A 12644-nucleotide genomic window follows, 5' to 3' on the forward strand; every position below is an offset into this window, starting at 1 on the left:
AGACTCGCAGGTACCGGGCATCGATGCTTTGTTCTGCCGGCAAGCAAGCCGGCCCACGAAGAAACCCGCCCAGCGGCCGAACCGGAACGGCTCGGACGCTGGGCGGGTTTATCGCTGCAGTGGAAGCAGAAGTCCTAGATCCACATGGCCGGGTCGATGTACTCGGCCGGGTCCACCGCCGGCTTGTGCTCCTCGGGCCGGCGCGGACGGTTCTGCGCAGGGATTCCGGTGACGATCGACCCTGCCGGTGCATCCTTGACGACGACGGCGTTCGCGCCAATTGCCGAGTCGGCACCGATCACGATCGGGCCCAGGACCTTGGCTCCGGCGCCGATGACCACGCGGTCCCCGATGGTCGGGTGGCGCTTGACCTTGGCCAGCGATCGGCCGCCGAGGGTCACCCCGTGGTACAGCATCACGTCGTCGCCGATTTCGGCGGTCTCGCCGATGACGATGCCCATGCCGTGGTCGATGAAGAAGCGGCGGCCGATGGTCGCGCCGGGATGGATCTCGATGCCGGTCAGTGCGCGGTTCGCCTGGGATAGCAAACGCGCTGGCCATTTCAGCGCCGGGTTCTGCCACATCTTGTGGGCCAGCCGGTGCATCCAGATGGCGTGCAGCCCGGAATACACGAAGAAGTTTTCCGGATCGCTTCGCGCTGCCGGATCATGCTGGCGTGCGTTAGCCAAATCCTCACGCAGGCGGGAGATAAAACTCATGAATACTACCTTAATGGTTGCGGTTCGCTGCGGGACAATCCGCAGATGTCACACAGCAAATCGGCGCGAGCTGCACCGATAAAGGTCTCTCTATAGACCCAACGGTGGCTCACGCCGATTTATTCTGCTACTGCGAATCTGCTTAGCCGCGGATGTCGTCGAAGAGCAGCGTGGAGATGTAGCGCTCACCGAAGTCGGGGATGATCGCAACGATCTGCTTGCCTGCATTTTCCTCGCGTGCGGCGACCTGCACGGCGCCCCATACAGCTGCACCAGCGGAGATGCCGCCGAGGATGCCTTCCTTGACGCCCAGCGCGCGAGCGGTCGACACCGAATCCTCGATGCTGGCATCCAGGACTTCGTCGTACAGCTCGGTATTGAGTACCTCGGGGATGAAGTTCGCGCCCAAACCCTGGATCTTGTGCGGGCCCGGCTTTCCGCCATTGAGGATTGGGGAATCCTTCGGCTCCACTGCCACGATCTTCAGGTTCGGGTTCTTTTCCTTCAGGTAGCGGCCTGCGCCGGTGATCGTTCCACCGGTACCGATGCCCGCTACCAAGATATCGACCTTGCCTTCGGTATCTGCCCAGATTTCCGGACCAGTGGTGTCTGCGTGCACCTGCGGGTTAGCGGTGTTGGCGAACTGCTGCGCCCAGATGGCGTTATCGGTGGTCGCAACGATCTCCTTGGCCTTTTCCACGGCGCCGCGCATGCCATCGGCGCCCGGGGTCAGCACGATCTCGGCACCGAAAGCGCGCAGCATGACGCGGCGTTCGGTGGACATGGTCTCAGGCATGGTCAATACGACCTTGTAGCCGCGAGCCGCGCCAACCATGGCCAGCGCGATGCCGGTGTTGCCGGATGTGCCCTCGACGATGGTGCCACCTGGCTTCAACGCGCCCGATGCCTCGGCTGCATCGACGATGGCCACTCCGATGCGGTCCTTGACGGAGTTGGCCGGGTTGAAGAATTCCAGCTTCACGGCGATGTTGCCTGGCAGGCCCTCGCCGACGCGGTTCAGGCTCACCAGCGGGGTGTTGCCGACGACTTCGGTGACGTTGTTGTAGATCTTGCCCATCTTGTATGCAATCCTTACGTGACTCTATGCAGCCGCAGATAGTTGCGGCGAAATAACTGCTGGAATCTGGCGTATCCGCCGGACACCCATCGGGTTCACAACTAACCCTAATAGGCCTAAAGCGCGACTAGGCTTCGTTTAGCCATTGAGCGTAATATTTCCTGACCTTTGCGATCTTTGGATCGATAATCACCCGGCAATATCCGACTCCTTGGTTTTCGGAGTAATAATCCTGGTGAATTTGCTCGGCAGGATAGAAATCTTTCGACTCTTCCAGCGTGGTGACGATCGGATTGGGGTATACGCGCGAGAACTTGTCGATGGCGGCTTCGAAAAGCTCGCGCTGCGCATCGTCGAGCGGAAACATCGCCGAGCGGTACTGGGTTCCCACATCGTAGCCTTGGCGGTTCAGCGTGGTCGGGTCGTGCACGGTGAAGAACATGTCCAGGATGACGTCGGCCGGAACCACTTGCGGATCGAAAATCACCGCGACACCTTCGGCATGGCCGGTGGTGCCGGTGCAAACCTCGCGGTAGTTCGGATCCTTGGTATGGCCGCCGATGTATCCGGAAATCACCGCGTAGACGCCACGCGTTCGCTGGTACACGGCATCCAAGCACCAGAAGCAACCGCCAGCTAGCACGAAGGTGCTCAACTTGGTGTCCTGGACTTCCAGGGTCGGAGTGAATTGATGAGGTGACTGAAGGCTGAGAATACTCACACAGTTCACAACGTTGCGGCGTTGCATTCTGTTCCATCCTCATTTGCACCGCGTAGTCTGGTTGGTATGCAGAGCAAGGCAAATAACTCGCAAGACCTGGGGAAGAGCAACGTTTCCCCGGAGGCCTCGACGCTCAAGCCCGTTACCGAAGCAAAGCCAGAGCAGCCGGTGGAGGACGCCTCGGCTGCGCAGACCACCCTGGGTAACGTCCTTGAAGCCGCCGAGGAACTTTGGCCAAAGTCGTTGGCCGAGGATTGGGATGCCGTTGGGCTGGTCACCGGGCGAACCGGCCAGCAGATTTCCAAGATCGTGATGGCTGTTGATCCAACGCTGGAGGTGATCGAGGACGCAATCGAGCGTGGGGCCGATCTGCTGATCACTCACCACCCGCTGCTGTTGCGCGGAGTCACCCAGGTTGCCGGCACGACATTCAAGGGTGAGGCCATCCACCGCCTGATTGAATCCGGTACCGCGTTGCTGACCGCGCACACCAATGCCGACAGTGCCATCGGGGGCGTCAACGACGCGCTGGCCGATGCCTTTGGGTTGAAGGACTGCGTGCCGTTGGTGGAGTCCAAGGACGGGCTGCCCGAGGAAGGCCTGGGCCGGGTCGGCTTCTTGGAGAAGCCGATGAAACTCGACGATTTCGCGGAACGCGTCTACACCGTGCTGCCGGCCGTCGCCGGCGGAGTGCGCGTCGCCGGAGAACGCAACGGAATCATCCGGAAGGTTGCCCTGTGCGGCGGCGCCGGCGATTCCCTGTTCGATGCGGTGCGCTCGCACCAGGCCGATGTGTACGTAACCGCCGACCTGCGCCATCACCCGGCAAGCGAAGCGCGCGAAGCTGCCAATGGCGGCTTCCCTTACCTGATCGACGTTTCCCACTTCGCTTCGGAATGGGTCTGGCTCTCGGCCGGTGCCCGCGCCTTGGGCAATGTGCTGAACGATCTGGGGCATGCGGTGGAAATCGAGGTATCCCAGGTGAATTCCGATCCTTGGGACTTTGTCCTCACACCCTAGCCGGAGCCTGGCATGCTGCACCACGTAGAGATTTGGGTGGAGGACTTGGCAGCCAGCACGGCATCCCTGGGCTGGCTGCTGACCCGTCTTGGCTACACGGTCAAGTCGCAATGGACCAACGGCATCAGCTATTCCTGCGCAGAGTTCTATATCGTTCTGGAATCAGGACCGGATGCGAAGAAGCAACGGCATGATCGGCGTGCTCCCGGGCTGAACCATTTGGCGTTCCGTGCCGGCACCAGGCAGGACGTCGACACGTTGGCGGCCGAAGCGCTGGATCACGGTTTCGCCCTCATGTTCGCGCAACTGCACCCTTATGCAGGGGGAGCGCAGCACTACGCGGCCTATTTGGAGGATGCGGCCGGGTTCGAAGTCGAACTGGTTGCAGCGCAGTGATGATGCCGTGCAGGCCTGGCGTGATTGCCCGGCCGGCACGGCATCATTCGCTGTCGCAACGAGCTCAGGCGGCGTGCCTCACGGTGGTGAACTGGTGGTCTTCTGGCAGCAGGATGTTCAGGGCCAGGCCCTTCTTGTCTTCAACTAGGGAAGCTTCCCACTTGGTCTGGACAAGGTCGAGCAATTCTCCAGGATTCTTCGGGTCGACCGGCTGCTCGACCAGGAAGCGTGCGACCTCGCCCCGGGTGTGCTTGGCGAAATGCGAGACCACTTTCGGCGTTCCGTTGCGCATCTGGAACACATTGACCGCAACGGTGTTGCCATTGGCTGGCTTGTAGGCGGCTGCGTAGGTGCTCGACCGGGCGTCAACGATCAGCTGGCTGCCGGCCGCCTCATCGAGAACCGGGGCCAGCCACTTTTTCCACCAGGTGGCCAGCTTGCCCAGCGGTTCGAGCTTGACCGACATGGACAAGCGGTACGGCGGAATGCGATCGCCAAATCGCACGGCGCCCCATAGCGCGGAGATCACGATGACGGATTCGTCGGCGCGCCGTCGCGCGGCTTCATCCAGGTTCGCGTAGTCCAGGGCTTCAAAGAGCACCCCCGAGTAGATATCGTGCGCCTGGGCTGCTGGCTCGGTGTGCAGGTTGATATTCCGTGCTACCTCATTGGCCAGCGAAGCTCCGACGCCCAGCAGGTCCATGGCATCTTCCCTTGCTGATACTTCTGCCAGGGCATCGAGCACGAGGCGGCGTTCTGCGGAGAGCTCCGGAAAAGAGAGATCTTCGATTTCGAAGGGAGCTCCTTCGACGTGGGCGGTTTTGCCTTCGGAAGGCGGCAACAAGATAAGCACGCTCTCCAGCTTATCGGAGTCCACCTGCTGCTGTGCGCCGGCCATGTCCCCGCCGTGGCGACTCCGGCTGTGAGCGATCCAGTGTTCGAAAGTGGTCCGAAGGCTGTCCTGAACCGATTAGACTGGTAGTGAATGGGATGGCCAGACGGTCGCGTGGCAAGCAATTGTCCCGAGGAACGTCCGGGCTCCACAGAACAGGGTGGTGGGTAACGCCCACTCGGGGTAACCCGCAGGCTAGTGCCACAGAAAATAGACCGCCAGGTTTTCCTGGTAAGGGTGAAACGGTGGTGTAAGAGACCACCAGCACCCCAAGTGATTGGGGTGGCTAGGTAAACCCCACTCGGAGCAAGGTCAGACAGACTGCGTTATGAGGGCTGTTCGCCCCATGCAGTCGGGTGGACCGCTAGAGGCTGCCGGCAACGGCAGTCGTAGATAGATGACCGTCCCGCTTCGGCGCGACAAAACCCGGCGTATCGGCCATCCCATTCATTAATCCCATGGCTGCATCCAGCCCTTCATTCCTGATCGCATCGCCCGGCCCTTGCCTGCTCGTGAGATGATTCACAGTTCCCGATCCGCGCTTTTTCAGCGCACGGTCTAGAATGGATCATGTACTTACGAGGATGATCCTGTTACCTCGTGCCACCGCAAAAGCAATGGTGCTTCCCACGGTGCCAACCGACTTCATGGATCTGCGAGTCGGCTGAATTGGAAGGATTTTCTGTGACCCAGCAGTCTGTCGTTGCCCAGCAAGAATGGAGCGGGCGCGAAGAGCTCGCCGAGGCCATGATTCCACTGATCGGACGTCTGTACCGCAGGAACAATGTGGTGACCTCCGTCTACGGCCGCAAGCTGATCAACCAGTCCGCCATCGACATCATCAAGGCCCACCGCGTCGTGCGCCGCATCGATGGCGAAGAGCTCGACCTGAACGACACCAAGGCGATCCTCGATGCCATCGAGTCCCTGAATGTCGGCTCGGTCTCCGTTGATCTCGGCCGTATGAACAAGAAGTTCAAGGAGTCCGGTTCCGCTGATCTGAACGCCTTCCTGGCTGATGAATTGGGCGAGAAGGTTGGCCAGGCTGGCGCAACCGACGCAGAACCGCAGGATGTCGTGCTGTACGGCTTCGGCCGCATCGGCCGCCTGCTGGCCCGCATCCTCATCGAGCGCGGCGGCTACGGCCTGCGCCTGCGCGCCATCGTAGTCCGCAAGGGCGCGGAGAACGACTTGGTCAAGCGCGCCTCGCTGCTGCGCCGCGACTCGGTGCACGGCCGCTTCGACGGCTCGATCACCGTTGACGAGGAAAACAGCACCATCCTCGCCAACGGCACCCTGATCAAGGTCATCTACTCGAATGACCCGACCACCATTGACTACACCGAGCACGGCATCGACAACGCCATCGTCGTTGACAACACCGGCCGCTGGCGCGATGAGGCCGGCCTGTCCCAGCACCTGCAGGCCAAGGGCGTTTCCCGTGTCCTGCTGACCGCACCCGGCAAGGGCGATCTGAAGAACATCGTTCACGGCATCAACGATTCGTGGATCACCGCAGAAGACAAGATTGTCACCGCTGCATCGTGCACCACCAACGCCATCACCCCTGTGCTGAAGGCGCTGAACGAGAAGTTCGGCGTTACCCACGGGCACGTCGAGACCGTTCACTCGTTCACCAACGACCAGAACCTGATCGACAACTTCCACAAGGGCGAGCGCCGCGGCCGCTCGGCAGCGCTGAACATGGTGATCACCGAAACCGGTGCCGCCAAGGCTGTTGCCAAGGCCTTGCCGGAGTTCGAAGGCAAGCTGACCGGCAACGCCATCCGCGTTCCAACCCCGGATGTCTCCATGGCGATCTTGAACCTCAACCTTGAGAACGAGACCACCAAGGAAGAGCTGAACGCCTACCTGCGCGAAACCTCGCTGACCTCGAACCTGCACAAGCAGATCGACTACATCGATTCGCCTGAGGTTGTTTCCACCGACTTCGTCGGCTCGCGCCGCGCTGGCATCGTTGACGGCCTGGCCACCATCGTGTCCGGCAAGAACGCTGTCGTCTACGTTTGGTACGACAACGAATTCGGCTACTCCTGCCAGGTAGTCCGCGTCATCGAAACCATGGCCGGCACCCACCCAGCTGCAGTGCCTGCAGTGAAGGCAGAAGCCGTCACCGTCTAGGACCTCAAGGGTTTCAGCTGAAGGGGCCATCCCGACGCATTGCGCGTTGGGATGGTCCCTTCTTGGGTTCTGGGCCTGCGATAGGAACGGTCTTGCCGGGTTTTCCTGATGCACGCTTTTCCGCGTCGTGGGCAGGACCGGACGGGGGTCCAGTATTCCCGGGGGGTCGCTATCCTGTTTCCTGCGCTCAGAACCTATTGCCAGAGGAAGTGCCCTGTGCAAGGCTCGGGGCATGATGCGATCAACGAATCCGGCCCTGAACCACGGCGGGTGGCCCGCGGACATGTCGCTGTCCATGGATGATCACGCGCAGCCAATCCGGATGCTGTTGTTCATCCGGCAGGCCTGGGGCCTGGCCGAAGATCTCGCGCTGCCCCAGCTCAGCCCGGTTCCCGAGACGGGATCCTCGGCCCTGCCGGACGAAGCCGACCGGGACCTGTGGGAGCAACGGTGGATCCAGACCTGGTCGAACGCGTGGGCGGGAAAGGCTCGGGGTGCCCATCGTATCCCTGGGCTGGCGGCAACTACCGCGGCAACCGGTCCAGCCACCGGCAATGATTTCTGGACCCAGCAGTACGGCGACGAGGGGATCGACCTCATCGCGTTCGAGCAATGGGAACAGATGTTCGATCCGTGGTTGGGATTGAATCCAGAACCGGTGCTGCGCAGCACGGAGGTCCAGCCGGTGCTGGTCGCCGCCTGGGAGCGCGGGCTGACGGATCTCACCGTGGTGCCGTGGGCCGGGTACTGCATGCACCGGCTAGGCGATTCACATCTGGTAACCTCCTTCGACACCGCCGCCAACTGCTCCCTGCTCAGGCAGGCGCTCGCCGAATGGATTCGCGCCCCGCTGAAGTGAGGCGTCGCCCGCTGCTGCGGCAGTCTTACGTCAACGACCATCTGCACATCAAGGCGAGGCATGGCGGCTGCGGATCCGGAGGCGCATCCGCTGCGCCGGGCTGCTAGGCTCTACGCCATCGGGAATGGATCGAGGTGGACCGATGGACAGGACCAGGGTACTGGCAGCACGCATGGCCAGCCAGCTTCTGCTGGAACCGGCAGAATCCACGCTGCAAGCCTCAGAGCACTTGCTCGCCTTCCAGTCCCAGGACTTCGCTGCAGGACGCTACGGGCTGGCCCAGCGCTCGACAGCCCAAGAATCGCGCCAGCGGGTCGACGAGCTGTTCACCGGCGGCCAGCTGGTCCGGTCGTGGACCATGCGGGGCACGCTGCACATCTGCGTCGCCGAGGATCTCCGGTGGCTGGTACGCTCAAGCCGTGAACGCACCCTGCGCTCAGCAGCCGCACGCCTGCGCGGACTGCAGATCGACGCGCAGGTCATTGACCTGACCGCCGGCGTCATCAGCTCGCTTTTGCAGGAGTCCAGACAGGCCAGCCGAACCGAGCTCTTCAACGTGCTGAACCGGCACGGAATCGAGACGGACAAGCAACGCGGCTTGCACCTGCTGCAGGTCCTTGCCCTGGACGGTTTGATCTGCCTGGGGCCCATACCGGATGATGCGAAGCTCACCGCCCAGGACTTCGTGCTCGTCGATGAACGGATTGCACAGCACCGAGAACCGGCGGATCCGCTGGCGGAAATATTGCGCCGCTATCTCAGCTCCCATGGGCCAGCCACCATCCGCGACGCAGCCTGGTATGCGGGGCAGACGCTTACTGCCATGAGAACCGCTGCCCAAGCCCTCGGCGACGTGCTGGTCAGCGCAGGCAACGATGAGCGAGGAGAAGACTATTGGGTCATTGCCGGAAGCCTGGCCCACCGCGAGCTTGAATCGCCGCAGCTCACCCGGTTGCCGCTGCGCCTGCTGGGCCCCTTTGACGAGTACTACCTGGGCTATGCTGATCGGACGCTGGCAGCCGAAGCGCAGATGTCCCAGCAGATCCTGCCGGGAAAGAATGGCATGTTCCTGCCCTTCTGGCTTGAACAAGGCAGGGCGGCAAGGCTCTGGAATGCAGAAGCAGCGCCGACCGATCAACTCGGTGCGGCGCTGCATCAGCGGTATCTGGACTTCAAGACCGCCCGGTAGGCGGCTGCCTGGCAACCGACACTGGCCTAGTGGCCGAAGGGATCCTCATCGGTACCCGGCAACCAGGTGTTGCCCGGTACGCCCCAGCCAAGAGCCTTCTTGGCCTTCTTCCACTTCTTCTCCCAGCGCGGCTGCAGCTTGTCCACGTACAGCAGGCCGTCCAAGTGGTCGTACTCGTGCTGCATGATGCGGGCGAACCAGCCATGCGCCTCGAAGGAGATCGGCTTGCCGAACTCGTCGAAGCCCTCCACCTTCGCATAGTCGGCGCGCTGCAACGGGTAGTTCAAGCCAGGTACGGACAAGCAGCCCTCCGAATGGTCATCGGGATGGGCAGGAGCCTGCGAAACCTTCGAAAGGGTCAGCTTGGGATTGATCACCACACCGCGCTCGGGAGCATCATCCTGGTCCGGGAAGACGTAGGTGAACATGCGCAGGCCCAAACCGATCTGCGGAGCGGCCAAGCCGACACCGTGCGCCTCATCCATGGTGACGTGCATATCGGCAACGAGCTCGCGCAAGGCGTCGTCAAACTCGGTGACCTCCACCGCACGCTGGTGAAGTACAGGTTCTCCGTAAACAGTGATCTGCCGAATAGGCACGTGATCAGTTCCTTTCAAAAGTGCTTAGAGTGCTCGTCCAATAGTTTCACGCATGATCTCACTTGTGCCACCGAAAATGGTCAGCAAGCGCGAGGCGGTGAACGACTGGGCGATCGGGTACTCCATGATGTAGCCGTAGCCGCCATGGATCTGCAACGCCTTGTCGGAAAGCTTCTTGGCGCTCTCACTAGCCCAAAGCTTGACCTCCGCGGCCTCTGCAGGATCCAGCTCGCCATCGTTGAACGCCAGCACAGCCCGATCCACGAAGCTCTGGGTGACATGCGCCTCAGTCTTCAGGTTGGCCAGCTCGAAACGGGTGTTCTGGTACTCGGTCAGCGCCTGGCCGAAAGTGGAGCGGTTCTGCGCATGCTCCAGCGCCTGCTCGAAGGACGCGGTGCAGATCGCCGACGCTGCTACGGCAATGGCCAAGCGGGCCTGGGGGAGGTGCGCCTTGACATAGGACAGGCCCTGGCCGACCTCGCCAACCAGATCGGCAGCCGTAACATGGACATCGTCGAAGAACAGCTCCGCGGTGTCAGAAGCGCGCAACCCGATCTTGTCGAAGGGGCTGCCATTGGTGTACCCCTCGGAACGCTCGACCATGAACAACGAGAAGGACTGCTCGGTGGCCCGTCCGCTCTCGCCATCGGTACGCGCCAGCACCAGCGCGGCATCGCCGAAGGCCGCATTGCCGATGAAAGTCTTCTGCCCGCTGATCAGCCAGTCATCTCCATCTCGGACCGCCTTGGTGCGTACGGCACGCAGGTCGGACCCCGCGCCAGGCTCGGTAAACGCGCAGGAGGTAATGGTGGAGCCATCGACCATGCGCGGCAGCCACTTGTCCTTGAGCTCGGCAGAACCGTAGGACAGCAGATAAGGCAGAACCAGATCGTCATGCAGGTGGAATGCCAATGCCACGGCCAGATGCCCGGCACGCACGAACTCCTCGTCAAGCACTACACGGAAGCGGTAGTCATCGATCCCCATGCCACCGAACTCCTCGGGCACGGCAAGACCCAGCAGGCCGTTTTCGCCGGCGGCCTGCCACACCTCACGAGGGATCTGGTGCTCCTTCTCCCACTGGGCGTATTTGCCGGAAATCTCCCGGGCATTGAACTCCGTAGCCAGTTCACGGAACTGCTCGTGGTCCTCTTCAAAGAGCGCGCGTTTCACAGGGGAGTACCTTTCGGTGGGTAGAACGAAGGCATGTAGCTCACTGGCTTGCCGAAGTACATGATCCATTATGGTTGCTCAGGCCAATTCATGCCTATTCGCCAGGGCAAACAACGATTCAAGTCACCAAATAACGCAAAAAGTCTCGAAAAACACGGGGTTAGACCTCGAAACGCCGAGTATTCGAAGATACTTTCGAATCAGTGTTTCAACCTGCCGAAATATGACTTAATGCCTCATTTGGGCGGCGTTGCGCTCGCCGGTAGGGCCGAGTTTCCTGTTCATCTAGGCGCTTCCGTATCGTGCTTGCAGCTGGCCTCGGTAATGGACTGGGCTTGCCGGTCTTGCCGTGCCTGGACTCGTGACTTTGCGTGGCGCGCAGCCCGATGCGTCTGGGCGCCCAGTGTGGTTGACGCTCCATTTGGACGGTTGATAGGCGGATTGCAGGTCGCTCTGGGCGGGGAGCAGCGAGGCAGCGTGACGAGGACCTCGTCTGTTCAGTGAAACCGTTTTGCCCGTCTTGGGCATGACCTTGCATCTCACGGGTTCATGCGATGGCTGTCGGCGGTATGAAGTCGAACACTGAGCCAGGAAATGTGCCGCCGTGGTCATGGAGCTCCACAGTGCTGGAAGCAAAAAAGATCTGGTTCAGAATTTCCATTCCAAACCAGATCTTTCGAACTGGGGTGAGTAACGGGGTTTGAACCCGCGACCTTCTGGACCACAACCAGACGCTCTACCGACTGAGCTATACCCACCATGTCTACTTCGATACTAGTCAGGAGCTATAGCGCTCAAGATTTCGTACCGGGCAACGAAAATTACTATACACGCATTCGAGCCAGAAATACCAATTCGCCCACTGCTGCCAATGGGATTGTGACGCAATGCTCATGATTCGTGATTGGGAACCTTTCGTGCGCTGCTGATCTGGCATAACGGGTGATGTTCAGTGCCAAGCTGTTGCCCTTGCCTTCGGCGTCTGGTGCAACAGGGCTATGGCAAGTGAGGCGGGCAACCTGGCTCCATGTGGATGCACGAAAGTCGCTATGGTTCGATCTAATGGTTCGAATAGCTGATGGGGGAGTCGTGGACGTTGATGATCTGTTGGAAGTGCTGGATTCAGGCCAGCGAATTGCCGCCGGTTCTGAGCTGCATGCTCTCATGCACGGCGCGAGCCAGGACGCGTTGCGCATCTGCGCGGAATTGAATAGCGGCTACCGCAGTCCATGCGAAGTGCGTGAGCTCCTCCGGCAATTGACCGGCAGGCATGTTGACGAGTCGGTGGTGTTGTTCCCGCCGTTCAACTCGGACTTTGGACGCAATATCAAACTGGGCAAGCGCGTCTTCATCAATGCCGGGTGCAAGTTCCAGGACCAGGGCAGCATCAGCATCGGGGACGAGTGCTTGATCGGCCATAACGTCGTCGTGGCTACGCTCAACCATGATCTCGATCCTGCTCGTCGAGGTGACATGCTTCCGGCCCCGGTGGGCATTGGGCGCAATGTCTGGGTTGGCGCGAATGCGACGATACTTTCCGGTGTGGCGATCGGCGACAATGCTGTGGTTGCTGCTGCCGCGGTGGTAACCAAGGATGTTCCTGCTGGTGCAGTGGTGGTCGGATCGCCAGCCAGGGTAGTGCGCACGGTCTGATTCTGCGCGGTGCCGGCCGCGCGGCGGCGCGCCCGGCGTGCGGGGAAAGCAAAAGACTCGATTCAGAATCTCCATTCCGAACCGAGCCTTTTCTGCTGGGGTGAGTAACGGGGTTTGAACCCGCGACCTTCTGGACCACAACCAGACGCTCTACCGACTGAGCTATACCCACCATGTTCGCTTCGATACTAGTCAGAACGCTT

Annotated in this window: 12 protein-coding genes, 2 tRNA genes and 1 other RNA gene; 7 read left to right on the forward strand and 8 right to left on the reverse strand. The window is 61.0% G+C overall.

From position 1 onward, the window contains the following. Window positions 1-134 precede the first annotated feature (134 nt). The 3 genes from epsC to msrA all read right to left on the reverse strand — a co-directional run bounded on the left by epsC (window position 135) and on the right by msrA (window position 2452). A complete protein-coding gene (gene epsC, locus JOE62_RS09025; protein ID WP_038990962.1) occupies window positions 135-719 on the reverse strand; it encodes a serine O-acetyltransferase EpsC in 585 nt (194 codons plus the stop codon). Between the two features lie 142 nt (window positions 720-861). Further along, a complete protein-coding gene (gene cysK, locus JOE62_RS09030; RefSeq protein ID WP_204722005.1) occupies window positions 862-1797 on the reverse strand; it encodes a cysteine synthase A in 936 nt (311 codons plus the stop codon). Between the two features lie 127 nt (window positions 1798-1924). After that, window positions 1925-2452 (reverse strand): peptide-methionine (S)-S-oxide reductase MsrA, encoded by a 528-nt coding sequence (gene msrA, locus JOE62_RS09035; protein WP_204723264.1) that lies wholly within the window; start codon window positions 2450-2452, stop codon window positions 1925-1927. A 132-nt stretch (window positions 2453-2584) separates the two neighbouring features. Between msrA and JOE62_RS09040 the strand changes: the two genes are divergently transcribed. Further along, window positions 2585-3538 carry a Nif3-like dinuclear metal center hexameric protein gene (locus tag JOE62_RS09040; RefSeq protein WP_204722007.1) on the forward strand — a complete coding sequence of 318 codons (954 nt, stop codon included), beginning with the start codon at window positions 2585-2587 and terminating at the stop codon, window positions 3536-3538. Window positions 3539-3550: 12 nt separating this feature from the next. Next, the gene (locus JOE62_RS09045; RefSeq protein ID WP_204722009.1) at window positions 3551-3934 is read left to right on the forward strand and encodes a VOC family protein; all 384 of its coding nucleotides are present in this window, start codon (window positions 3551-3553) and stop codon (window positions 3932-3934) included. 64 nt (window positions 3935-3998) lie between these two features. Here JOE62_RS09045 and JOE62_RS09050 read toward each other — a convergent pair whose 3' ends face one another. Beyond that, window positions 3999-4787 carry a peroxide stress protein YaaA gene (locus JOE62_RS09050; RefSeq protein ID WP_204723265.1) on the reverse strand — a complete coding sequence of 263 codons (789 nt, stop codon included), beginning with the start codon at window positions 4785-4787 and terminating at the stop codon, window positions 3999-4001. Between the two features lie 133 nt (window positions 4788-4920). On the opposite strand from JOE62_RS09050, the gene rnpB reads away from it, so the two are divergent. The 4 genes from rnpB to JOE62_RS09070 all read left to right on the forward strand — a co-directional run bounded on the left by rnpB (window position 4921) and on the right by JOE62_RS09070 (window position 9016). Next, an RNA gene (gene rnpB, locus JOE62_RS09055) (RNase P RNA component class A) lies at window positions 4921-5276 on the forward strand. Window positions 5277-5510: 234 nt separating this feature from the next. Next, on the forward strand, window positions 5511-6968 hold the full coding sequence (locus tag JOE62_RS09060) for a glyceraldehyde-3-phosphate dehydrogenase (protein ID WP_204722011.1): 1458 nt from the start codon (window positions 5511-5513) through the stop codon (window positions 6966-6968). A 232-nt stretch (window positions 6969-7200) separates the two neighbouring features. Then, on the forward strand, window positions 7201-7827 hold the full coding sequence (locus tag JOE62_RS09065; protein ID WP_204722013.1) for a hypothetical protein: 627 nt from the start codon (window positions 7201-7203) through the stop codon (window positions 7825-7827). A gap of 142 nt (window positions 7828-7969) precedes the next feature. Beyond that, window positions 7970-9016 (forward strand): winged helix DNA-binding domain-containing protein, encoded by a 1047-nt coding sequence (locus JOE62_RS09070; protein WP_204722015.1) that lies wholly within the window; start codon window positions 7970-7972, stop codon window positions 9014-9016. A 26-nt stretch (window positions 9017-9042) separates the two neighbouring features. Here the strand turns inward: JOE62_RS09070 and def are convergent, their stop codons facing one another. The 3 genes from def to JOE62_RS09085 all read right to left on the reverse strand — a co-directional run bounded on the left by def (window position 9043) and on the right by JOE62_RS09085 (window position 11546). Then, window positions 9043-9615: a peptide deformylase gene (gene def / locus JOE62_RS09075; RefSeq protein ID WP_204722017.1), complete on the reverse strand. Its 573-nt coding sequence runs from the start codon at window positions 9613-9615 to the stop codon at window positions 9043-9045. Window positions 9616-9639: 24 nt separating this feature from the next. Continuing rightward, on the reverse strand, window positions 9640-10788 hold the full coding sequence (locus JOE62_RS09080) for an acyl-CoA dehydrogenase family protein (protein ID WP_066138171.1): 1149 nt from the start codon (window positions 10786-10788) through the stop codon (window positions 9640-9642). A gap of 682 nt (window positions 10789-11470) precedes the next feature. Next, window positions 11471-11546, reverse strand: a tRNA-His gene (locus JOE62_RS09085). 304 nt (window positions 11547-11850) lie between these two features. Between JOE62_RS09085 and JOE62_RS09090 the strand changes: the two genes are divergently transcribed. Then, on the forward strand, window positions 11851-12441 hold the full coding sequence (locus JOE62_RS09090) for a DapH/DapD/GlmU-related protein (RefSeq protein ID WP_239543298.1): 591 nt from the start codon (window positions 11851-11853) through the stop codon (window positions 12439-12441). 96 nt (window positions 12442-12537) lie between these two features. On the opposite strand, the gene JOE62_RS09095 is transcribed toward JOE62_RS09090, so the two are convergent. Continuing rightward, window positions 12538-12613, reverse strand: a tRNA-His gene (locus JOE62_RS09095). Window positions 12614-12644 lie beyond the last annotated feature (31 nt).

Source organism: Glutamicibacter nicotianae, from assembly GCF_016907615.1.
Classification (GTDB): Bacteria; Actinomycetota; Actinomycetes; order Actinomycetales; family Micrococcaceae; genus Glutamicibacter; species Glutamicibacter nicotianae.